The organism is Rhizobium sp. O111 (assembly GCF_055616315.1).
On record NZ_JBSHXL010000001.1, the window covers coordinates 121,800 to 145,074 of the forward strand.

General features: G+C 61.5%; 19 protein-coding genes and 1 tRNA gene. 10 read left to right on the forward strand and 10 right to left on the reverse strand.

What is annotated here, in order from left to right; translation table 11 throughout:
* Positions 1-43: 43 nt before the first annotated feature.
* The 6 genes from ACVTFQ_RS00625 to ACVTFQ_RS00650 all read right to left on the reverse strand — a co-directional run bounded on the left by ACVTFQ_RS00625 (position 44) and on the right by ACVTFQ_RS00650 (position 7,060).
* A complete protein-coding gene (locus ACVTFQ_RS00625) occupies positions 44-1,018 on the reverse strand; it encodes an ABC transporter permease (protein WP_047507192.1) in 975 nt (324 codons plus the stop codon).
* A gap of 22 nt (positions 1,019-1,040) precedes the next feature.
* Positions 1,041-2,591, reverse strand: coding sequence for a sugar ABC transporter ATP-binding protein (locus tag ACVTFQ_RS00630; protein ID WP_111561635.1), 1,551 nt, complete (start codon positions 2,589-2,591; stop codon positions 1,041-1,043).
* A 119-nt stretch (positions 2,592-2,710) separates the two neighbouring features.
* Positions 2,711-3,697: an ABC transporter substrate-binding protein gene (locus ACVTFQ_RS00635; protein WP_047507194.1), complete on the reverse strand. Its 987-nt coding sequence runs from the start codon at positions 3,695-3,697 to the stop codon at positions 2,711-2,713.
* A gap of 350 nt (positions 3,698-4,047) precedes the next feature.
* Entirely contained in the window at positions 4,048-4,494 is a 447-nt protein-coding gene (locus tag ACVTFQ_RS00640; protein ID WP_018898291.1) for an RbsD/FucU family protein, read from the reverse strand.
* 11 nt (positions 4,495-4,505) lie between these two features.
* The gene (locus tag ACVTFQ_RS00645) at positions 4,506-5,525 is read right to left on the reverse strand and encodes an aldo/keto reductase (RefSeq protein WP_111561636.1); all 1,020 of its coding nucleotides are present in this window, start codon (positions 5,523-5,525) and stop codon (positions 4,506-4,508) included.
* 32 nt (positions 5,526-5,557) lie between these two features.
* Entirely contained in the window at positions 5,558-7,060 is a 1,503-nt protein-coding gene (locus ACVTFQ_RS00650; RefSeq protein WP_111561637.1) for a UxaA family hydrolase, read from the reverse strand.
* 239 nt (positions 7,061-7,299) lie between these two features.
* Between ACVTFQ_RS00650 and ACVTFQ_RS00655 the strand changes: the two genes are divergently transcribed.
* Positions 7,300-8,211: a GntR family transcriptional regulator gene (locus tag ACVTFQ_RS00655; RefSeq protein WP_111561638.1), complete on the forward strand. Its 912-nt coding sequence runs from the start codon at positions 7,300-7,302 to the stop codon at positions 8,209-8,211.
* A gap of 826 nt (positions 8,212-9,037) precedes the next feature.
* Complete coding sequence (locus tag ACVTFQ_RS00660; protein ID WP_111561639.1) at positions 9,038-10,750, forward strand: flagellin N-terminal helical domain-containing protein; 1,713 nt, start codon at positions 9,038-9,040, stop codon at positions 10,748-10,750.
* A 151-nt stretch (positions 10,751-10,901) separates the two neighbouring features.
* Here ACVTFQ_RS00660 and ACVTFQ_RS00665 read toward each other — a convergent pair.
* Both ACVTFQ_RS00665 and ACVTFQ_RS00670 read right to left on the reverse strand, forming a co-directional pair.
* Positions 10,902-10,977, reverse strand: a tRNA-Thr gene (locus ACVTFQ_RS00665).
* 131 nt (positions 10,978-11,108) lie between these two features.
* The gene (locus ACVTFQ_RS00670; protein WP_111561640.1) at positions 11,109-12,080 is read right to left on the reverse strand and encodes an NAD(P)H-dependent flavin oxidoreductase; all 972 of its coding nucleotides are present in this window, start codon (positions 12,078-12,080) and stop codon (positions 11,109-11,111) included.
* Between the two features lie 245 nt (positions 12,081-12,325).
* On the opposite strand from ACVTFQ_RS00670, the gene ACVTFQ_RS00675 reads away from it, so the two are divergent.
* Positions 12,326-13,513: a hypothetical protein gene (locus tag ACVTFQ_RS00675; RefSeq protein WP_111561641.1), complete on the forward strand. Its 1,188-nt coding sequence runs from the start codon at positions 12,326-12,328 to the stop codon at positions 13,511-13,513.
* Between the two features lie 40 nt (positions 13,514-13,553).
* Here the strand turns inward: ACVTFQ_RS00675 and ppk2 are convergent, their stop codons facing one another.
* Positions 13,554-14,435, reverse strand: coding sequence for a polyphosphate kinase 2 (ppk2, locus tag ACVTFQ_RS00680; protein ID WP_111561642.1), 882 nt, complete (start codon positions 14,433-14,435; stop codon positions 13,554-13,556).
* Positions 14,436-14,641: 206 nt separating this feature from the next.
* Between ppk2 and phoR the strand changes: the two genes are divergently transcribed.
* The 7 genes from phoR to phoB all read left to right on the forward strand — a co-directional run bounded on the left by phoR (position 14,642) and on the right by phoB (position 22,407).
* Positions 14,642-15,913 carry a phosphate regulon sensor histidine kinase PhoR gene (gene phoR, locus ACVTFQ_RS00685; RefSeq protein ID WP_181459211.1) on the forward strand — a complete coding sequence of 424 codons (1,272 nt, stop codon included), beginning with the start codon at positions 14,642-14,644 and terminating at the stop codon, positions 15,911-15,913.
* Positions 15,914-16,111: 198 nt separating this feature from the next.
* A complete protein-coding gene (locus ACVTFQ_RS00690) occupies positions 16,112-17,146 on the forward strand; it encodes a substrate-binding domain-containing protein (RefSeq protein WP_111561643.1) in 1,035 nt (344 codons plus the stop codon).
* A gap of 153 nt (positions 17,147-17,299) precedes the next feature.
* The gene (pstC, locus tag ACVTFQ_RS00695; protein ID WP_047507225.1) at positions 17,300-18,781 is read left to right on the forward strand and encodes a phosphate ABC transporter permease subunit PstC; all 1,482 of its coding nucleotides are present in this window, start codon (positions 17,300-17,302) and stop codon (positions 18,779-18,781) included.
* Positions 18,778-20,100 carry a phosphate ABC transporter permease PstA gene (gene pstA, locus ACVTFQ_RS00700; RefSeq protein WP_047507228.1) on the forward strand — a complete coding sequence of 441 codons (1,323 nt, stop codon included), beginning with the start codon at positions 18,778-18,780 and terminating at the stop codon, positions 20,098-20,100. Before pstC ends, pstA begins: the two co-directional genes overlap by 4 nt.
* Before the next feature lie 14 nt (positions 20,101-20,114).
* Entirely contained in the window at positions 20,115-20,930 is an 816-nt protein-coding gene (gene pstB, locus ACVTFQ_RS00705) for a phosphate ABC transporter ATP-binding protein PstB (RefSeq protein WP_018898305.1), read from the forward strand.
* A 43-nt stretch (positions 20,931-20,973) separates the two neighbouring features.
* Complete coding sequence (gene phoU / locus ACVTFQ_RS00710; protein ID WP_018898306.1) at positions 20,974-21,687, forward strand: phosphate signaling complex protein PhoU; 714 nt, start codon at positions 20,974-20,976, stop codon at positions 21,685-21,687.
* A 36-nt stretch (positions 21,688-21,723) separates the two neighbouring features.
* Positions 21,724-22,407 carry a phosphate regulon transcriptional regulator PhoB gene (gene phoB, locus ACVTFQ_RS00715; protein WP_018898307.1) on the forward strand — a complete coding sequence of 228 codons (684 nt, stop codon included), beginning with the start codon at positions 21,724-21,726 and terminating at the stop codon, positions 22,405-22,407.
* Between the two features lie 81 nt (positions 22,408-22,488).
* Here the strand turns inward: phoB and ACVTFQ_RS00720 are convergent, their stop codons facing one another.
* Entirely contained in the window at positions 22,489-23,034 is a 546-nt protein-coding gene (locus ACVTFQ_RS00720; RefSeq protein WP_018898308.1) for a GcrA family cell cycle regulator, read from the reverse strand.
* Positions 23,035-23,275: the final 241 nt, after the last annotated feature.

The following is a 23,275-nucleotide window of genomic DNA, read 5'->3' on the forward strand; positions in this document are numbered from 1 at the left end:
TAAAGGAGAGCCGACGGCGTTGGCCGGCTCCCCATATTGGCATTTAAGAGCTGCGGCGACGGCGCAGCTGATCGAAGTAGACGATCACGATGATCAGCAGGCCGGTGATGATGCGCTGCCAGAACGAGTTGACGTTGAGCAGGTTCGCGCCGTTGTTGATCGTCGCCAGGATGAAGGCGCCGATCAGCGGACCGTGCACGGAACCCACCGCGCCGAACAGCGAGGTGCCGCCGATGACCGACGAGGCGATCGCCTGCAGTTCCCAACCGTCCGCCTGCGTGGCGTTGCCGATGGCGATACGCGATGCGAGCAGGACGCCGACGAAGGCCGCGAAGGTCGCCGACAGGATGTAGGCCATGTAGATGATGCCGTTGACCCGGACACCTGACAGACGTGCTGCCTCGCGGTTGGAGCCGACCGCGAAGAGATAGCGGCCCCAGCGGCTGAGATGCAGGAAGATGTAGGAGGGGATCGCGACCAGCACGACCATCCAGAATAGGCTCGGGACACCGAGGAAGTCGGCGCGGGCGAAGTTCGTGAAGGGCTCGTTGACGATGTTGATCGTCGAGCCATTGGTGATCAAAAGCCCGATACCGCGCAGTGATGTCAGCGTCGCCAGGGTGATGATGAAGGGCGGCAGGCCCATCTTGACGATGCCGAAGCCATGAAACACCCCGATGCCGACGCCGATCAGAAGCGTGATCAGGATCGCTGCCCAGACGGGGAAGCCCGCCTGCAGCAGCCAGGCGAGAATAACCGTACAGAAGCCGACGATTGCGCCGACGGAAAGGTCGATGCCGGCGGTGATGATCACGAAGGTCTGGCCAAGCGCCAGGATCGCCGTCATCGCGCCTTGGCGCAGAAGGTTGGAGATGTTGAGCGGCGTCCAGAAGCTGGCGGTGACGACACCGAGCAGGATCCACAGGAAGGCCAGAAGACCGATCAGGGTCAGGCCGAACAGGATGTTGACCTTGCGGCGCGGCGGCGGCGCGGCGATCTCGGTGGGGGTTACGGTCATTTTCTCTCTCCCTCTTGTTCTCTTAGACGCCGATCGCTTCGCTCAGCACTTCTTCATGCGTGGCGGCGTGGAAGTCGTGGCTCGCCACCAGCTGGCCACTGCGGAACACATGCAGCCGGTCCGCCAGTTCGTAGACCTCGGGCAGGTAGGAGGAGATCAGAATGATCCCCGCGCCCTGCTTCAGAAGCTTGGCGAACAGCCGATAGATTTCCGCCTTCGTGCCGACATCGACGCCGACCGTCGGTTCGTCGAAGATGAAGAGCCGCGCCCCATGGCTCAGCCACTTGCCGATGACGACCTTCTGCTGGTTGCCACCAGACATCGCCGAAACCAGTACCCGCCGGCTCGGCGTCTTGATCGCGAGGTCGCGGATTTGCTGGTCGGCGTTCTGCGTCTCCTCGCTGTGGCTGATGACAGGTCCCTTGCTCAGCCGCTTGAAGACCGGCAGGTTGATGTTGAGGCCGATCGGCAGGTTGAGGCAGAGGCCCTGGTCGCGGCGGCTTTCCGGCGCCAGGGCGATGCCGAGCTCCATCGCGGTGCGCTCGTCCTTGATGTTGACCTTCTTGCCCATCCAGTGGATTTCGCCGGCCGTGGTCTTCTCGCGGCCGTAGAGCCCGAGCGCGAACTCGCTGCGCCCGGCGCCGATCAGGCCGTATAGACCGACGATCTGCCCCGCCTTCACCGAAAGCGACACGTTCTCGAAGCCCGGCCCGGACAAGCCGCGCACATCGACGATGGTCTCGCCGATCGCGATCTCTTCCTTGTGATAGATCTGCTCGATCGAGCGGTTGATCATCAGCGCGATCAGCTCGTTCTCATTGGTTTCGCCGATATCGCGCGTTCCGACATGCGTGCCGTCGCGCAAAACCGAGACGCGGTCCGCCAGCTCGAAGACCTCTTCCATGCGGTGGCTGATGTAGACGATCGTCACGCCTTCGTTCTGCAGGCGGCGGATCAGCTTGAAGAGCTGTGCGGATTCCTGGCGTGTCAGATAGGCGGTCGGCTCGTCGAAGATCAGGAACTGCGTGCCGCGCATGGCAGCGCGCGCGGTCGCGACGAGCTGCTGCTGGCCGATCGTGAGATCGCTAAGCGGAACGCCGGCAGGCAGGCCGAAGCCGAGATCGTTGAGGACGGCCTGCGCCATCTTCTCCATCTCGCGCTTGCGCATCAGGCCGAATTGATTGACCTCGTCGCCGAGGAAAAGATTGGCAGCCACGCTGAGATGCGGGCAGAGCACGACTTCCTGGTGCACCGCGTTGATCCCTCGTGCGATCGCCTCGTTGGGCGTTGCAAGCGCGACCGGGTGTCCGCACCAGAGCACTTCGCCGGCCGTACGGGTGATGACGCCGGTCAGAAGCTTGATCAGCGTCGACTTGCCGGCGCCGTTTTCGCCGACGATCGCGTGGATCTCGCCGGCAAGGAAGGTGACCGTTGCCGGCTTCAGCGCCTGCACATATCCGTAATTCTTCTGCAATCCCTTGAGTTCGAGGATCGGGGCACCCGCGGGCACGCGGTTCGCCTCCTTCAGCTTGGCGCTGTCATCGTGGCGATGACTGACCTCTTCCAGGCTCATTTGCGTCTCCTCCTCGCGAATTGCCCATGTCGTCCTTCGCCGTCCGCTCCCCTTGAGGAGTTCGGCCGAAGGGAAGAAGGGCCGTGCGGGATCGCTCCCGCACGGCGCTCGTCAGGTCGTTACTTGATCTTCGGGTTCAGGAGCGCGTCGATCTTCGGGTCGCTCATGTTGGCCTTGGTGACGAGGTTGGCGCCGGTATCGACGTTTGCCTCGACCTTTTCGCCCTTGGACACGGCAAGCGCGGTCTTCACGCCGTCATAGCCCATGCGATAGGGATCCTGCACCACGAGGCCGGCAATCGAGCCGTCCTTGAGGAAGCCGACCGTCTTGTCGTCGCTGTCAAACGCGATGACCTTGATCTTGTCGCCGAGCTTGTTTTCAGCGATTGCCTGGCCGACGCCCTGGCCAAGGATGAGGTTCGAGGCGAACACACCCACGAGGTTCGGGTTGGCGGTGATCAGGTCAGTCATCATGTTGAGGCCGGTCGTTGCCTGGCCGTCACCATACTTGTCGGCGATGAGCTTCAGGCCCGGATGCTTGGTCTTCAGCTGATCGAGGAAGCCTTCGCGGCGCTGCTCGAGCGAGCCGACGCCGGGCAGGTTGGTCAGGATGACGACTTCGCCTTCTTCCTTGCCGGTCATTTCCTTGATCGCCGCGGCCAGGCCGTCGGCTGCGATGCGGCCGCCCTGGACGTTATCGGTGGTGAGGAACGACTTGAAGGCCTTCGAATCCGCGCCGGAGTCGATGCCGATGATCGGAACGGACTTGGCGGCTTCGTCGATCGGCTTGCCGAGCGCCTTGAATTCGGTCGGCGAGATGACGATCGCGGCCGGCTTGCCGGCAACTGCGTTCTCGAGAATGCTGATCTGGCCGTTCACGTCGGACTCGGCCTGTGCGCCGAGCTCCGGCACCTTGACGCCGAGATCCTGGCCTGCCTTGCGGGCGCCGGCCAGCACGATCTGCCAGTAGAAGGACGTGGTATCCTTGACGATAATCGGAATGGTCACGTCTGCCGCAAAGGACGGCATCGGCACGGCTGTTGCCATGACGGCGGCGCCCGCGAGAGCGGTAAAGGCGCGACGCGAAAGAATGGACTTCATGCGCATGTTGGTTCTCCTCCAAGTGCGTTCTTCCTCCAGGAAATCTCTCGCGAACGCGAACAAGAGACTTTTATCGATAAAAAACATTTACGAGTTTGAAGCTAGCCGAGGCCTGCCTTATTTGCAAGACCGCGCCGGGTAAGCCCTTTGGCTCTTTCCGGACCAGTCCTGCACCCGCTTATCGATCGAGCCGCCGGCACAAAGGCGCTGGCAACTCCCCATTCCCAGTCTCGTTGCCTTTTCCTCCGAGGCCAGACGTCCCTCCAAGACATCCGGCCAAAAAGGCTTCGAGTTCGATTTATGAAACATAGGTTCCGTGTTAATGTCAATACGGAACGTTTATTCCGTTTCTGTCCTTATCCCCAGAATACCTCTTCCGGCAGCACCACGCCCTTCTTCAGGATGATGTTGCCGTAGAGCCGAAACTCGGTGGTCGCGACGATATAGGCGGCCTTGCGCGACCGTTCGTAGAAGGCGAAGCGCTCAAGCGTCGAAATGCCGAAATCGCCTGCGCGCTTGGAAACGATGGTCTGAAATTCCTTGCAAACTTCGGGCACGGCAGTCGGATCGCCCACCACTTCCATGACCCAGGCCGATTCCGGCACGAACGTATCGAGCGGCATATGCGTCAGGATCGCTTCGGCCATGGTCGTGGCACTGACGCCATCGGCGCGGATCATTTCCGGGCCCATCGAGAAGGACGGGAAGTTGGCGTCGGCGATGACGATCTCGTCTCCATGGCCCATGCGCGCGATGGCGCACAAGAGATCGGGGCTGAGGACGGGATGAATTCCTTTAAGCATTCTGTTTTTCCTTAAACGCGAACAGCATCGTCGCCGAGTGGCGGCGCAACGAGGGTGAAGCTATCGAATTCCGGATAGATCGTCTCCGGCAAAATCGGTGAGAAGAGGTCCATGTTGCGCGTCACGCTGGATGCCTTGCCGGTGCCGATCAGCACCGACGACACGAGCGGGTCGCGCAGCGCGAACTGCAGCGCCGGCGCGGCGAGCGATACACCGTTCCTGGCTGCGACCGCTTCCATGCCGCGCACCTTGGCGAGCACCTCTTCGGTCGCCGGCATATAGTCGAAATTCGACCCCGCCACCGCGCCCGTCGCCAGAATGCCGGAGTTGAAGACACCGCCGACGACAAGCGACGTCCCTTTCTTGCGGCAGAGCGGCAAGAGTTCGGCTTCCGCCGAGCGGTCGAGCAGCGTGTAGCGCCCGGCCATCAGGATGCAGTCGATATCGGCATTGCGTATCACGTCGAGGCACACGGGCACCTCGTTGACGCCAAGCCCGAAGGCCTTGATCACGCCCGATGCCTTCAGTTCTTCCAGCGCCTTGATGCCTGTATCGAGGAACTGCTTGAGATAGACGGCATTCTTCGCCGCGCCATGCGTATAGCCGCCGATATCGTGCACATAGAGAATATCGATCCGGTTCAGTCCCAGCCTTGCGTAGCTGAATTCGACCGAGCGCATGATGCCGTCATAGGAATAGTCGTAATCGGCATCGAAGGAGAGCGGATCGACATAGGAGTAGTCGGGAACGGTGCCGGTCGGCACTGGCCTGAGCAGCCGCCCGACCTTGGTGGAGAGCACCCATTCGCTTTCCGGTTTGCCGCGCAGGAAATCGCCGACATGCCGCTCGCCGAGCCCCAAGCCATACCAGGGCGCCACGTCGAAATAGCGGATGCCGCTATCCCATGCCGCGTCGAGCGTTTGCATTGCCTGTTCGCGCGGACAAGCGCGGTAGAGGCCGCCAAGGGCTGCGGCGCCGAAGCTCACCTCGGTCACCTCAAGCTCGGTCCGGCCGATCCTCCTCGTCTTCATCATTCCTCCCTGAAGACTGTCGATATTCTTGATTAAAGCGTTGCTCCGAGATGCCAAGGCACGAATTCGTTATCGCCGTAGCCGAACTCCTCGCTCTTGGTCTTCTTGCCCGATGCCGTATCGATGATCAGATCGAAGATCTCGCGACCCTTGCCCGATATCGTCGCGTCGCCGCTGGCGATCGTGCCGCAGTCGATGTCCATGTCCTCTTCCATCGAGGCGTAGAGCGCCGAATTGCTGGAGAGCTTGATGGATGGTGCCGGGCGACAGCCGAAGCAGCTGCCGCGGCCGGTGGTAAAGGCGATCATGTTGGCTCCACCAGCGACCTGGCCGGTGGCCGAAACGGGGTCATAGCCGGGTGTGTCCATGAAGACGAGCCCCGGCGCGGTCACCCGTTCGGCATAGCCATAAACCGCCGTCAACGGCGAACGCCCGCCCTTGGCGACAGCGCCGAGCGACTTTTCCAGGATGGTGGTCAGACCGCCGCGCTTGTTGCCGGGGGAGGGGTTGTTGTCGAGCGAGGCGCCGTGCATCGCCACATATTTCTCCCACCAGACGATCTTCTCGTCGAGCTTGCGGGCGACCTCTTCGCTCACCGCGCGGCTGCGAAGCAAATGCTCGGCGCCGTAGATCTCGGAGGTCTCCGACAGGATGGCCGTGCCGCCGGCGGCAGCCAGAAGATCGGCCGCGACACCCAGCGCCGGGTTGGCGGTGATGCCCGAGAAGCCGTCGGAACCGCCGCACTGCATACCGATGATGATGTCGCTGATCGGCAGCGGCACGCGCCGCTCGCGCCCGACATCGTCGGCGATTTCCTTCAGCATGCCCATGGCCCGCTCGACCGCGCGGCGCGATCCGCCGGCATCCTGAATGTTGAAATGGCGCTTGGAATTGCCGGCGCCGCTCTGGCCGTAGAGCGTCAGCTGGTTGACCTCGCAACCGAGCCCGATCATCAGCACGCCGCCGAAATTCACGTGCCTGGTATAGCCGGCAAGTGTCCGGTGCAGAACGGCCATGCCGTCGCCTGTCGAGCTCATGCCGCAACCCTGGTCGTGGACAATAGGAACGAAACCGTCGATGCCCTCGTAATGCGGTAGGATGGTGCGGTTGGCCTGGTCGGCGATGGCGCGACAGACCGTGGTGGAACAGTTCACGCTGGCGATGATGCCGATATAGTTGCGTGTCGCCGAGCGCCCGTCGGCGCGCTTGTAGCCCATGAAGGTGCGCGCGCGGTCAGTAGCGCTTGCTTCTTCCGGCGCCGAATTGGCGGTGGCGGCCAGGCGGTCGTTTTCGAAATGCAGGTTCTGGCTATGGATATGCTGGCCGGCCTTGACGTCCGATGTCGTGCGCCCGATCGCCTGCCCGTACTTCACCACCGGCTGCCCGAGCGCGATGTCTGTCAGCGCAATTTTGTGACCGGGGTCGATCTTCTCCAGCGTTGTTATCCCCGCCACCATCTCGCCGGCGGCGATCGGGGCCGTGGCAACCGCGACATTGTCGCCTGATGACAGGATGATCCAAGGGTCTTTTTTCAACGATCTTCTCCCTAGGGAAACACTCGCTGCATCGGCGAATGCGCATTGCTTTTGTTTTTTATCTACAATAAACATTTTCAAGTCAACGGGATTATTGATCCTGTGGACGAGGGAGGCAAACAGCCGCGGACGATCCAAAATAAGATAAGGATCGCCGAGAGATAAGCTCCTGCCACGCGCCGGCGCCCGCCATTCGCGGGCTTTCGCCGTGTGCTGCAGGGCAACAAGGCGGGGTGTGCATGGCGCGGCAAAACACGGTCTTCAAGGAAGCGTATAATCGCTATGTCGCGGCTCTGCGCGCCGACGAGACCCTGCCATCCGAGCCCGACATCGCCGCCAAGCTCGGCATCAGCCGCAGCACCGCCCGCGCCATCCTGACCCGGCTGGACGAAGAGGGGATCATCAGCTGGAACAAGCGCCAGAAAGTCGTGCTGCGTACGCCGACCCAGGCAGATCTCTTTCCCTCGGAAGAGACGGATTCCCTGCACAACATCATCGAGCGCAGCTTCATGCAGCGCATTCTTTCCGATGACGCAGCACCCGGCACGCAGATCAACGAGCTGGAGCTCGCCCGCGACATCGGCACCGGCACCACAAGCGTGCGCGAATTCTTGATCCGCTTCTCGCGCTTCGGGTTGATCGAGAAGCGGCCGAACAGCCACTGGATATTGAAGGGTTTTACCCGCGAATTCGCGCTGGAACTTGCCGAAGTGCGCGAGATGTTCGAGCTCCACTCCGCCGCCGAATTCGGCCGGCTGCCTCAGGATAACGAAGCCTGGCGCGCTCTTGCGGAGATCAAGGCCGAGCACCACGCCCTGCTCGATGATCTCGACGGTCGCTACAAGGAATTCTCAGCCCTCGACGAGCGCTTCCATCTGCTGATCCACGGTGCGGCGAAGAACCGTTTCATCGCCGATTTCTACGACGCCATCGCCATCGTCTTCCATTATCACTACCAGTGGAACAAGGCCTTCGCCCGCCAGCGCAACGAACGCGCCATCCATGAACATCTGGATTATATCGCCGCCCTTGAAGCAGGCGATCCCGCCGCGATCGACGCCGCCTGCCGAGTGCATCTGCGCTCCGCGCGCCAGACCTTGCTGCAATCCCTGCCGCAGGGCCCGACCGACGGGGAAGCCTTAGCGAAGTAATGCCGAGCGGCTCGTATGGGCGAAAAAAAGCCCGCTCAAGGCGGGCCACGTCTCGCGAACTCAATACAATCGATAACGCAATACCAACGAGACAGCTCAACCTACCACCTCGCGCGCCGCCTTGCACTTCGCTCATTCGGATGAGGTTCGCAGGCTGGCATCAGGCAATGGGAGCAGGCGCCGTTTATTGCGCCGCGCATCATTGGCAGATCGAAGCAAGCTCGATCGCAAACGGCTTAGCGCCGGGGAAAATCATTCCATCCGGAAGCGCGCGCCTTCGCGAACACGATCTGCGCCTCACGCCCCAGAAAGAGCAGGCCAAAGATGCCTATGATCGTTAGGATATCCCACATGTGCGCTCTCCCCGTTTGCGTTGCGGGCCGTGCCTCAGACCCCTCATGACACGGCCCGCCCAATCCAAACGCGACCGCCATCACGTTTCAGGACGATCGCACTCATATGCGACATCAATGCGTCGCGGTATCGCGAATTCTGGGGATGTGGCCGTTTGGCGCATCACTTTACGGTGCGCGCGCAAGGGCAAATCGTGAGTGCGGTCGAAATTCTTTCGACCGGGCCTAATTCCTGAGTTTCCTGATCGAAAACCTCGAAGAACGACTTGGAAACTACTTGATGGCGCGACTTTTGTGACTTTTTTCGCGGCGGCCACAAGAACAACTCCGGAGTTGTACCATTTTCATCAGATTTAGCTAATCGTATCCATACTTTGTTAACCGTGATTTTCTTAGTTAAGCACTCATAGGCTGCAAGAATCAGCCGAAACGCTCTTCGTTTTAATTCAAGGTTTTATTTATCTGGATCTCCGATGACGTCCCTTTTGACAAACACCTCGGCGCTTGCAGCACTTCAGACGCTTAGCTCTCTCAACTCAGGACTGCAGGAGACCCAAGGCCGGATATCGTCGGGCCTGCGCGTGGAAACGGCATCCGACAACGCCGCCTACTGGTCCATCGCCACGACGATGCGGTCTGACAGCAAGGCGGTCTCCGCCGTCTCGGATGCGCTGGGAATGGCGTCCGCCAAGGTCGATGTCGCATATGCCGGTACTGACTCGATCGTCGACGTGCTGATCGAGTTCAAGGCGAAGCTCGTCGCCGCCACCGAGGACGGCGTCGACAAGGCTAAAGTCCAGGATGAATTGAAGCAGCTCAATCTCCAGGCCGAAAGCATCGTGGCTTCGTCGAGCTTCAATGGAGTCAACTGGCTGACCACGGACGCCCCGACGCATCTCATGGTCACGGATGATCTCACGGCCTCCGTCATGTCGTCGTTCGTCCGCTCGGATGACGGATCGGTAAAGGTGGAAACGGAAAGCGTGAATCTCAAGCTGAGCAGCATGCTGAACACCGGCGGTGGCGGTATCCTGCAGAAGGAGTTGGGCGGTGTCGGCGATATCGGCGGCTTCCGCGGCACCAACATCAATTCCGACGCCCATCAGGGCCACGAGAACCACAATTTCACCGGCCCCGCCACCTTCGGTTCGGCGGACTACATCGACTTCGATCTGGTGGTCGATGCAGGACACTATTCCGCTGGCGAAACCTTTACCGCGCTCAGGATCGACAAGAGCGTGATCGACGTCGCCTTGGGCACGAACGACGGCAAGATTCGCAACGCTTCCGACATGCGCAAGGTGCTGAACCAGGTCTTCTCCGATAACGGCGTCCCCGCGACAGCCAATGAGACGCGTTTCTCTGGTTCGCTGACGGCGGCGAGTTTCGAGATCGCTTCGCTGGAGACCTCTGGTCATCCTGGCTCCAGCATTGACATAACGGGCGTTGCATCGGATTTCGGCGGCGTCTACCCGTCCGGCTTCGGGCTCGGTCTGGAGAATGCGCCGCTTGCCAATCACGACAATATGTATCCTGAGGCCCACATGACGTTCGGCCGGTCGTTCACCGTTTCCGAGGAGGCGTCGATCACCTTCGACGTACAGGTTGGTCCCAGCCCGATGCAGACCTACACGATCGACCGGGCGACTGTTGATGCGGCGCTCGGCACGAGCGATGGTTATGTCGGCAATGCCACGGACCTCGCCACCATCATTGCATTCGCCTCGGCGGGCAGCAAGCTGGTGGTCGTGCCATCCGGCGACACCATCACATTCTCGGCCGATCGAAGCATCTACCCCGAGGCGGGCAACCACGCCGCCCGTGTCAGCGTTGGCAACGTGCAGTCCGATCCGCCGTGGACGCTCGAGTTCGACCTCGATGAGGTCGACGTCACCGGCTCCGCCTTTGGTGTCGATGAGTATCTCACCGGCGTCGAATATATGCTGAAGAGATCGATCGAAAGCGCCAGCACGCTCGGATCGTTGCAGAGCCGTATCGAAGGGCAGACGCTTTTCGCCAGCAAGCTCATGGACAGCCTCGACAGCGGCATCGGCCGTCTCGTCGATGCCGACATGGAGCAGGAATCCTCCAGGCTCGCCGCCCAGCAAACCCAGCAGCAACTCGCCATCCAGGCCCTGTCGATCGCCAACTCCGCCCCGAGCGGCATCATCAGCCTGTTCCGGTAATTTCGGACCTTTCGGTTGCCGCGAGCCCGCGCCATGGCGCGGGCATCGCTTCGCGCGGCAGGAAGATTTGTGGTGAAAGCAATGGGCGCAACCGACCTCGCAGGATTGCGTCGGAACGGCAGGTTATTCGATTCTAAGTGCTTGAAAAGACTGGTGCCGCTTGCAGGACTCGAACCTGCGACCCCATCATTACGAATGATGTGCTCTACCACCTGAGCTAAAGCGGCAATCCGGCGGGTGATTTGTGTTCGGCCCGCGATTTGCATGGCGCTGATACAAGCATTGTCGGAAGATTTCAAGCGCCCTGTCACGTCTTTGGTAAAAAAGAACGCGGCTGTGGAAACATACCCCGCGCCGTTCAAGCCGGCGAGGGGAGCGCCAGTCGGTCGCGTGCTGCGTCATATTCCTTTTTCATGCGGTCCACGAGCGCCTCGACGGGTTCGACGGCCTTGATGGCGCCGATGCCCTGGCCGCTGCCCCAGATGTCCTTCCACGCCTTGGCGCCGCCAACGGCCTGTTCGAAATCCATCTTCGAGGCGTCGGCGACCGGCAGGTTGTCGGGGTCGAGGCCGACGGCCTTGACCGACGGTTTCAGGTAGTTGCCGGCGACGCCGGTGAAATAGTTGGAATAGACGATATCGCTCGATGCGCCGTCGACGATCGCCTGCTTGTAGGCGTCGGATGCGCGCGCCTCGTCGGTGGCGATAAAGGGGCTGCCGATATAGGCCATGTCGGCGCCCATCGCCTGCGCGGCCAGGACCGCGCCGCCATTGGCGATCGCGCCGGCAAGCAGAAGCGGGCCGTCGAACCATTCGCGGATTTCCTGCACCAGCGCAAACGGCGACAACGTGCCGGCATGACCACCGGCACCCGCCGCCACCGCGATCAGCCCGTCGGCGCCCTTGCGGATCGCCGAATTGGCGTGGCGGTTGTTGATCACGTCATGCAACACGATGCCGCCATAGGAATGCACGGCGGCATTCACCTCGGGCACGGCGCCGAGCGAGGAGATGACGATCGGCACCTTGTATTTCACGCAGAGCATCAGGTCGTGCTCGAGCCGCTTGTTCGACGTGTGGACGATCTGGTTGACGGCAAAGGGTGCGGCCGGTCTGTCCGGATTGGCGGCGTCGTGCGCTGCGAGATCCTCGGTCATCATTGCAAGCCATTCGTCGAGCTGACTTTCCGGCCGCGCGTTGAGCGCCGGGAATGCGCCGATCACGCCGGCCTTGCACTGCGCCAGCGTCAGCGCCGGGTGCGAAATGATGAACAGCGGAGAGGCCACCACGGGCAGTCTGAGGTTTTGCGTCAGGATCGAGGGCAGGGCCATGGGTCACCGTGAAGAATTGACGTTTACGAAAACGTCAATGTGATAGCAGAGAGTTTTCGCCAGGAAAAGACCGTGTCGCGGTTCCGCCAACATCGCTTGCTCTATAAAAAGGCCTGCCTTTCGGTATTATCCCCTATGAAGCGGCGCCGTCGGCAGCCCAAGCCTTGCGGTTTACGGCATCAGCCGCTACCGCAGTTGCATATTGTTAAGCATATGACGCCTGTCATCAGCACGAAGGACCGGACGTGAGCGGATTAGAAACGGCTATCAGAACGGCGCTAGACAATGCCGATCGCGACAATCCCGAAGTCCGAGCCAAGATCTATCAATCCGCGCGCCAGGCGCTGGAAGCCGGTCTGCGCAAGCAGGACGTCACCGATACCAACGCGATCGCCCATCATCGCCACCGTCTGGAAACGACGATCCACATGATCGAGGCGGAGGAGCGACAACGCCTTCATCCGCGCCAGGGGCCGCCTGAGGTCCCGGTGCCGCCAGTGGTCGATATCCCGCCACCACCACCCCCTCGCGCTCCGGATGATTTCGACAGCCCGACGATCGGCGGCGAAACGCGGGCGCCCGCGCCTGACGTTATGGTCGCTGACAATCGCTACGAAGAGGACTCCGGTCTCGGCGGCCTGCATGCCGGCGATGCCGATCATCTGGCGGCGGCTCCCGAACCCTTCGTGGCCGAGAAGAAGCCGGCCAACATGGATTTCCGGCCCGAGCGCGCCGTCGCCCGCCGTAAGCCGCGCAAGTTCTTCTCGCGCCTGCTCGTCTGGTGCGTCCTCCTCGCCTTCATCGGCATGGGCGCCTGGTGGGCGCACACATCAGGCCTGCTGATGACGGCGGCAGAGCGCGATACCAGCGTCGCCAATCCGCCCGCCACCACTGCACCGGAGGATTTCAACGGCGCGAGTGACAATCACACCGCCGACAGCGACGCCAGCCAGGCGCCGGTTATCGATCCGCAGAATTCCTTCTCCGCCGCATGGCTTGAAATCTTCAAGCCGTCGGATGCCAACAAGATCGTCAAGGGCGCGCAATCGCGCGTCGAGAGCATTGCCGAAAACGATGGCCCGGCCGTGCGCCTGACCTCGCAAAGCGCCGGCGCCGACGGCAATGTCGGCATTACGGTTCCGCCGGATATCCTGCAGCAGCTCGCCGGCAAGTCCTCGACGATCGCGGTCACTTTGCAATCGACCTCTGACGAGCCGACGCAGATCACCGTCGAATGCGATTTCCAGTCGCTCGGCGATTGCGCCCGCCACCGCTTCACGGTCAACCGCGAAAAGTCGGATGTTCTCCTGCAGGTCCGCTTCGATCGCTCGCTCGCGCCGACCTCGGCGGGCACGCTTTTGATCAACAGCGACGTGGACGGCAAGGCGAGGGGCATCAACCTCTACGCCGTGCGCATCCTGCCCGGCCAATAAGGCGGTCGGGCAACCGCTCAGTTAGTGCGCTTGGCCGCGGTCACTTCAGGAACTTCGGCCCCTGGCCGATGATCTTGTCGTCGAGCTTGCCGATCGCGTCCTTGTCCTTGCCGTCATAATCGATCGTCTTCAGCATGTGGCGGATGAGGTTCACGCGGGCGCGGCGCTTGTCGTTGGCGTGAACCACGGTCCAGGGCGCGAATTCCGTGTGCGTTTCCTTCAGCATCCGGTCGCGCTTTTCGCTGTAGTCGTCCCATTTGGTCAGCGCCGCGATATCCATCGACGACAGCTTCCATACCTTCCGGGGATCATGGCGGCGGTCATGAAACCGCTTGAGCTGCATCTCGCGGCCGATATCCAGATAGAACTTGAAAAAGAAGATGCCCTCGTGGCTGATCACCTTCTCGATCTGCGGCGCCTGCGCGAGAAAATCCTCATATTGCTTCGGCGTGCAGAAACCCATGATCGGCTCGACGCCGGCGCGGTTGTACCAGGAGCGGTCGAAGAGCACGAACTCGCCGGCCGTCGGAAACTGCGCGATGTAGCGCTGGAAATACCATTGTCCGGCCTCGCGGTCCGTCGGCTTGGTTAGCGCCACCACGCGGGCAAGGCGAGGGTTCATGTGCGCGGAAGAGGCCGAGATCGCGCCACCCTTGCCCGCCGCGTCGCGGCCCTCGAACAGCGCCATCACCCGCTTGCCGGTCGCCTGAAGCCAGAACTGCACCTTCACCAGCTCAATCTGAAGCGCCTTGAGCTCTTCGAGATACTCTTCTTCCTTGAGCTTCTTGTTATAGGGGAAGTCGCCTGATTTCAGTGCTTCCTCGTCCACCCAGTCGGGCAGCACCGGATCGTCCACGTCGAAAATGCGCTTCTTGCCCCTGATATCCAGTTCGACTGCTCTGCTTTCGACATCTTCCGGCATGACGATCCTCCTCATTATGTGCGTAGCCGCCAAGGCGAACATATTTCCTTTTGAAAATCAAACCTCTCGGCATCAGTAAAAATTATGTGCGTAGTCAGGGCGCATTGGCGGTTTGCTGGCGGCATCGGTAAACTTCTGTCATGAAAGAGCGCTATCAGGCGCAGTTTGATAGCCAACGAAGAACGAATCGACGTCGCGAGGGGCACTTGGAACAGCAAACGCCATGGACGGCCAAACTGACGGCGAAGCTCCGTCGGGAGAGCTTCGTGCTTCTCGTCGCGCTGGCGATTGCGTTCATCGCGGTAACCGCGGGCATGAACGGCTGGGGCGTGCTTGGCCTGCTGGCAATCATGCTGCTTGCGATCATGTGCTCGTCTGAGCCGCGCCCGCAAGTTGCCTCGGCCCCGCCGGTGTCCGAGGTCGAGGAGCCCGCCGCGCGCAGCCTTCTACCCGAGGTGTCGGCGACGCTTTCGGCGCTCGACATTCCCGTCATGGTGCTGGCCGGCGATGCCTCCGTGCTGTTCCAGAACCGCGCCGCTGAAAAGGCCTTCGGAGAGATGGTCATTGGCGCCCATATCTCCGCGCGCCTTCGCTCGCCCGGCATTCTCGACATGGTTCGCGAAACCATCGTCACCAACGCGCCGAACCAGATCGAGCACTCCGAGCGCCTGCCGTCGGAGCGGGTCTATATTGTCCGCAGCTCGCCGGTGGAGCTTGGCGCCGTCGGCGGTGCCAACCATGGCGCAAGCGAGCGCCTTTTCGTCCTGTCCTTCCGTGACATATCGGAAGTGCGCCGCATCGATCGCATGCGCTCCGATTTCGTTGCCAACGCCAGCCACGAGCTGCGCACGCCGCTCGCCTCGCTGCGCGGCTTCATCGAAACCATCCAGGGGCCGGCGAAAAGCGATTTCAAGGCGCAGGAACGCTTCCTTGGCATCATGTTCGATCAGACCACGCGCATGAGCCGCTTGGTCGACGACCTGTTGTCCCTGTCACGCCTGGAATTGAAGTCGCATATCGCGCCGGATGAGAAGGTGGATCTCGTCCCTCTGCTCGGCCATGTCCGGGATGCGCTTCTGCCGCTCGCCAATGATGTCGGCGTCGATATTCAGCTGCATCTGCCAGAAGGCCGAGCCGAGGTGGCGGGCGATCGCGACGAGCTTGTGCAGGTGTTTGAAAACCTGATCGAAAACGCCTGCAAGTATGGCCAGGAAGGAGAGCTCGTCGAGGTCTTCCTGAAAAATGGCCCCAGCGGACCCGTCGAGGTCACCATCGTCGACAAGGGCCCGGGTATTCCGGCCGAACACGTGCCGCGCCTGACGGAGCGTTTCTATCGCGTCAACATCGAGGATAGCCGCTCAAAGAAGGGCACCGGCCTTGGCCTTGCCATCGTCAAGCACATCCTGACGCGCCACCGCGCCCGCCTGATCGTCAAGTCCGAGGTCGGCAAGGGAACGAGCTTTACCGTCCGATTTTGACATAAAAGACGTCCCGGTCTTTAAGAAGTCTGATTTTGTCTATGCATTTCAATTGCATAGACTGTCATAAATGTTTCACCGAACTGACATAAAAGCTCTTGTCATCAGGGGCTAAAGAATGCGTGCCGCTGACAGAGACGGCACCGTCAAAGGGCCGTTCAGGCCCCACCCAGACAGCTATAAGCCCGGGAGACTATTATGAACGCTTTTAAACTCACGGTCGCTGCACTTGCTGCTTCCGCCGCTTTCGCAGGCGCGGCTGTTGCTCGCGACCAGGTCCAGGTCAGTGGTTCGTCCACCGTTCTGCCTTACGCCAAGATCGTTGCCGAAACCTTCGGCGAAACCTTCAAGGACTTCAAGACGCCGGTCGTTGAATCCGGTGGTACGGGCGCTGGCCTCAAGGAATTCTGCAAGGGCGTAGGCCCTGACACGATCGACGTTGCCAACGCTTCGCGTCCGATCAACGCCAAGGAACTGGAAGCCTGCAAGGCTGCCGGCGTTACCGACATCCAGGAAGTCAAGATCGGCTACGACGGCATCGTCTTCGCAACCGACTCGTCCAACCCTGACGTCGCTTACGAGCCGGCCGACCTCTACAAGGCTCTCGCCGCTCAGGTTGTTGTCGACGGCAAGCTCGTCGCAAACCCCTACAAGAAGTGGTCGGAAGTCAACTCGAAGCTCCCGGCTGTTGATATCGCTGCCTACATCCCCGGCGAAAAGCACGGCACCCGCGAAGTGTTCGAACTGAACGTTCTCGCTGCTGGCTGCAAGGATAGCGGCGCTCTCGAAGTGATCTCCAAGGAAATCGCTGACAAGGCTGCTCAGAGCAAGGCTTGCGTTGCAGTTCGTAAGGACGGCGCTGCAGTCGACATCGACGGCGACTATCCGGAAACGCTGGCACGCATCGCTGCCAACAAGACCGGTGTTGGCGTATTCGGCCTCTCCTTCTACGAAAACAACGCTGACAAGCTGAAGGTCGCTACCGTCAAGGGTATCGTTCCGAGCCCGGAAACGATCGCTGACGGCACCTACCCGGTTTCCCGTCCGCTGTTCTTCTACGTGAAGAAGGCTCACCTGGGCGTTATCCCGGGCCTGAAGGAATACGTAAACTTCTTCGTATCCGACCAGATGGTTGGCCCTGACAGCCCGCTCGTCGAGTACGGCCTGGTTGCTGCTCCGGACGCTGAGCGCGAAGCGACCCGCAAGTCGGTCGAAGACGGCAAGACCATGTAATAAACTTTGCCGGCGCGATCCAAAGGGTCGCGCCGGCATTGCCTTTGTCCGCTCTATGGGAGCGGTGAAGCTGAACTACTCCATGATTGGAAGCCGAGATGGCCGAAGCGCCGTTTCGCTCTTGGGGGCCGAGGGCCTGGGGGACCTTAACGAATGAGTACATCCGTCTTACTCTTGTGCCTCGTTGTGCTTGGCGCGGTTGCCTTTGTGGCAGCGCGCAGCCGCGCGACGGCGCTTGCCGGAGGTAAATCCTCGGCACTGCACTCCCGGCCTGGCTACTACGGTGCCTATGCCGCAATCTGGGCTATCCTGCCTGCGCTCATCGTTCTGTGCGCCTGGCTTGCGATCAGCCCCTCCATTATTGAATCCTCCGTCCGCGGCGGTTTTCCTGAAGACGTCAAGGCTCAGCCGGCTGCTCAGCAGAACCTGAACTACGGCATGGTCAGCGCCATCGCCCGCGGTCTGCCGCTGCTCGCGAGCGAAGACGTTGCCGCAGGTGTCGGCGATCCCGCCGGTCTCCAGGCCAAGCTCGCCGCCAAGGGCGTTCCGCTCGCCGGCGTGCCGCAGCCTTACATGATCGAAGGCGCGCAGAAGCTGAACACCGAAAGCGGCATCAGCCGCCTGATCATGACGCTGGTCGTTCTGGCGCTCGGCGTCGCCGGTGGCTTCTATGCCTTGCGCGAAGTCGCTCCCCGTTTCCGGGCCCGCAACCGCGTCGAGCGCGTCATGCTCTGGGGTCTGCTGCTTGCATCCTCCATCGCCATCCTGACCACTGTCGGCATCGTCATGTCGATGCTGACGGAAGCCGCCCACTTCTTCGCTGAAGTTCCGGCCGCCGACTTCTTCTTCGGCACCGTCTGGGATCCGCGCTTTGCCGGCGCCGGCAGCTCGTCCTTCGGCCAGTTCGGCCTCATCCCGCTGCTGCTCGGCACGCTCTACATCGGCTTCGTCGCCATGCTGGTCGCCGTTCCGGTCGGTCTCTTCGCGGCCATCTACATGGCGGAATACGCGGCTCCCAAGGTTCGCGGCATCGCCAAGCCGCTGCTCGAAGTGCTGGCCGGCATCCCGACCATCGTCTACGGCTTCTTCGCCCTCATCACTGTCGGCCCCTTCCTGCGCGACCTCTCGTCCCAGGTGAATGGCCTTCTGACCGGCGACTACAGCAACTTCATCCAGGCACAGAGCGTTCTGACCGCCGGTATCGTCATGGGCATCATGCTGATCCCATACGTTTCCTCGCTGTCTGACGATATCATCACCGCCGTGCCGCGCGCTCTGCGTGACGGTTCGCTCGGCCTCGGCGCCACGCGTTCGGAAACGATCAAGAAGGTCGTTCTCCCCGCTGCCCTGCCGGGTATCGTCGGCGCTCTGCTGATGACCGCCTCGCGCGCCATCGGCGAGACCATGATCGTCGTGCTTGCGGCCGGTGTTGCCGCCCGCATCCAGATCAACCCATTCGAGCCGATGACGACGGTGACGGTCAAGATCGTCAACCAGCTCACGGGTGACCTTGAGTTCACCTCGCCGCAGACGCTGGTTGCCTTTGCGCTTGGCATCACGCTGTTCTTCATCACGCTTTGCCTTAACATCTACGCGCTCTTCATTGTGCGCAAATACCGGGAGCAGTACGAATGACGGACGTTGTTTCCTCCGGACAGGGCGTCGTCGTCTCCAAGGCGCCGGCCCGCCGCGACATCGGCATCAAGCGTCGCTACGCCGCCGAACGCCGCTTCCAGGCTTATGGCATCGCTGCCATCTCCTTCGGTCTGATCTTCCTGGCCATCCTGCTCACGACGGTCATCCGTCAGGGCTACACGGCCTTCGCGCAGACCTCGATCACCCTGCCGATCGAGTTCTCCGAAAAGGTGCTCGACCCCAACAACAAGCGCGCCACCGACCCGTCGGTGCTGATCGCCGCCAACTATCCGGTGCTCATCCGCGACGCCATGGTCAAGACGCTCGGCATCAACGCCCAGAGCCGTCCGGAAACGCGTGACGCCACCGCGATGATCTCCAAGGGCGCGCCGATCGTGCTCCGCGACATGGTCGTTGCCGATCCGTCGCTCATCGGCAAGACGGTCAACGTCACGCTTCTCGCCGACGCCAACGTCGACTCGGCCAACAAGGGCCAGATCGACCTGACGGTTGACGAGAAGAACCGCAAGGTCAACGACCGCCAGGTTGGCTGGATGCAGCAGATGGCCGCCAGCGGCACGCTCCACAAGGAGTTCAACACCGGCCTCTTCGTCAACGGCAATTCCAGCCGTCCGGAAGCCGCAGGTCTCGGCGTCGCCCTCATCGGCTCGCTCTACCTGATGCTGATCGTTCTTGCCCTGTCGCTGCCGATCGGTGTCGCCGCTTCGATCTACCTCGAAGAGTTCGCGCCGAAGAACAAGCTGACCGACCTGATCGAGGTCAACATCAACAACCTCGCGGCCGTTCCGTCGATCGTCTACGGTCTGCTCGGTCTCGCCGTCTTCATCAACTTCGCAGGCCTGCCGCGCTCCGCGTCGCTGGTCGGTGGCCTGGTGCTGACGCTGATGACGCTGCCGACGATCATCATCGCCACCCGCGCGGCACTGCGCGCCGTGCCCCCTTCGATCCGCGCAGCCGCTCTTGGTCTCGGCGCTTCGAAGATGCAGATGGTGTTCCACCACGTCCTGCCGCTGGCAATGCCTGGCATCCTGACCGGCACCATCATTGGTCTGGCGCACGCGCTCGGTGAAACCGCGCCGCTGCTCCTGATCGGCATGGTCGCCTTCGTCGCCAATGCGCCTGCCACCCCGATGGATCCCTCCACGGCTCTGCCGGTGCAGGTTTACATGTGGGCAAACGAAGCCGAACGCGCCTTTGTCGAGCGCACGTCCGGCGCCATCATCGTCCTGCTCCTGTTCCTGATCGTCATGAACCTCGGAGCCATCCTCTTGCGTCGTCGCTTTGAGCGCCGCTGGTAAACGGAGTAAACATCATGAACATGTTGACGGAAGCCGCAGTTGAGAAGGCGCTAGACCAGAAGATGAATACCATTCCGTATAAAATGATCGGCCAGGACGTCTCGGTTTACTACGGCGAGAAGCGTGCGCTTTTCGACGTGAAGCTGAACATCCGCGAAAACACCGTGACGGCTCTCATCGGTCCGTCGGGCTGCGGCAAGTCCACCTTCCTGCGCAGCCTGAACCGCATGAACGACACGATCGACAACTGCCGCGTTACCGGCAAGATCACGCTCGATGGCGATGATATCTACGATCCGGATATCGACGTCGTTGAGCTGCGCGCCCGCGTTGGCATGGTGTTCCAGAAGCCGAACCCGTTCCCGAAGTCGATCTACGAAAACGTCGCCTACGGCCCGCGCATCCACGGTCTCGCCAAGGCGAAGGCCGACATGGACGTCATCGTCGAGCAGAGCCTGCAGCGCGCCGGCCTGTGGAACGAGGTCAAGGACCGCGTGCATGAAGGCGGCACCGGCCTGTCGGGTGGTCAGCAGCAGCGTCTGTGCATCGCCCGCGCGATTGCTGTCAGCCCCGAAGTCATCCTCATGGACGAGCCCTGCTCAGCGCTTGACCCGATCGCGACCGCCAAGGTCGAGGAGCTCATCCACGAGCTGCGCGAAGCCTACACGATCGTCATCGTCACGCACTCGATGCAGCAGGCAGCACGCGTTTCGCAGCGCACCGCCATGTTCCACCTCGGCAACCTCGTCGAGGAGAACGATACCGACAAGATGTTCACCAACCCGGATGATCCGCGCACCCAGGATTACATCATGGGCCGCTTCGGCTGATCTCCGAAACCGGTAAACCTCAGGACATTCAAGGATAAGCCCCATGGCATCGACACATATCTATTCCGCCTATGACGATGATCTCAAGTTCCTGACGCGCCGCATCTCCGAAATGGGCGGCCTCGCGGAACAGATGGTCGGCGACGCTGTTCGCGCGCTCGTCAACGGCGACACTTCGCTCGCCCAGAAGGTCATCTCCGACGACGTGATCCTCGATCACGCCGAGCGCGAGATCGGCGAAAAGGCGATCATCACCATCGCCCGCCGCCAGCCGATGGCCGCCGACCTTCGCGAAATCATGGGCTCGATCCGCATCGCGGCCGATCTCGAGCGCGTCGGCGATCTCGGCAAGAACACTGCCAAGCGCGTCATCGCTGTCCAGAGCACGGGCGTTCCGCGCAAGCTCGCTCGTGGCCTCGAGCATCTTTCCGAACTGGCGCTTGTCCAGCTCAAGGAAGTTCTCGACGTCTACACCAGCCGCGTTGCCGACCGCGCCAAGTCGATCCGCGAGCGCGACGAGGAAATCGACGCGATGTACACCTCGCTGTTCCGCGAGATGCTGACCTACATGATGGAAGATCCGCGCAACATCACCAGCTGCACGCATCTTCTCTTCTGCGCCAAGAACATCGAGCGCATCGGCGACCACGCCACCAACATCGCAGAGACCATCTACTACATGGCTACCGGCGCCCAGCCGGAAGGCGAGCGTCCGAAGGACGACACCGCCAACACCGTCGGCGCGGTCACGGAATAAGCGTTCCGGACCCACGCCCCCAGGAGACCGAGACGAATGATCCCAAGAGTAGCAGTCGTTGAAGACGAAGAAGCACTGAGCGTGCTTCTTCGCTATAACCTCGAGGCCGAAGGCTTCGAAGTCGATACCATCCTTCGCGGTGACGAGGCCGAAATCCGGCTGCAGGAACGCACGCCCGACCTGTTGATCCTCGATTGGATGCTGCCCGGCGTTTCCGGCATCGAGCTGTGCCGTCGCCTGCGCATGCGCCCGGAGACCGAGCGCCTGCCGATCATCATGCTGACCGCCCGTGGCGAGGAAAGCGAACGTGTTCGCGGCCTGTCGACCGGCGCCGACGACTATGTCGTCAAGCCGTTCTCGACGCCTGAGCTCGTCGCCCGCGTCAAGGCGATGCTGCGCCGCGCCAAGCCGGAAGTGCTCTCCTCGCTGCTGAAGTGCGGCGATATCGAGCTCGATCGCGAAACCCACCGCGTTCACCGCAAGAGCCGCGAAGTCCGCCTGGGACCGACCGAATTCCGCCTTCTGGAATTCCTGATGTCGTCGCCCGGCCGTGTCTTCTCCCGCTCGCAGCTGCTCGATGGCGTCTGGGGCCATGACATCTATGTCGACGAACGCACCGTCGACGTACACGTCGGCCGCCTGCGCAAGGCGCTCAACTTCTCGAACATGCAAGATGTCATCCGCACCGTTCGCGGCGCCGGCTATTCGATGGAAGCGTAAGGCGCTTCCATTTCATCCGATCCAACGAAAAACGGGCCCGCAAGGGCCCGTTTTCTTTTGTTCCTTATCCGGCTTTCCGGGTCATGCGACCCGGTTGGCTGCCTTGCGGCGCTCGTTGACCGGCTGGTAGGCCATGCGCTGGTGATAGGTGCAGTATGGCGAGTTGTCAGGGGATTCGCAGCCGCAGAAGTGGAAGTCATCCGTCAGCGGATCGCCGACCGGCCACTTGCACGTACGCTCGGTCAGTTCCGTGAGGCCGAGGCGGCGCGAGATCGGAACGACAACGTTGGAAGCGGGACGGTAACGGACTTCCTCGATCGCATCGATATCCATCTCTTCCTTGAGAGCCACTGCGCCCTGCGGGCGGGCAACGGCGCGGCTTGGCGAGATGCGTGCGGAATTGAAGTTGCTGGCGGGGCGGGGCGTCGAAACCGCCGGGCGCTTCGGTGCTCTGGTCGCCGTCGTCGTGCCGCCGGCCTTGGCGCGGCCAGGCAGGTTCAGACGGTGGACCTTGCCGATGACGGCGTTGCGGCTTACACCGCCAAGTTGTGCCGCAATCTGGCTGGCGCTCAGGCCTTCGGCCCAAAGCTTCTTCAGTCTTTCAACGCGCTCGTCTGTCCAGTTCATGCCCTGTCTCCGCCTTATTGCGTTGGTGTAGGCAGAATCCCTCACCCATGGCACGGACGTGTCCGGACCAAGAAACGCTTGCTCGATTTTGGTGACTAGTTCCGCCGCATGCAGTCTAGTAATTGAGTTTTAACCTAGAGTGAGGGCGACTCCGTGACAAGAGTCGGTTGAATCGCGGCGAATCGATTTCTCGGTTTTCCCCAACTTGCTGGGTGGTAGAGTCATTTCTGCAACATTAGCT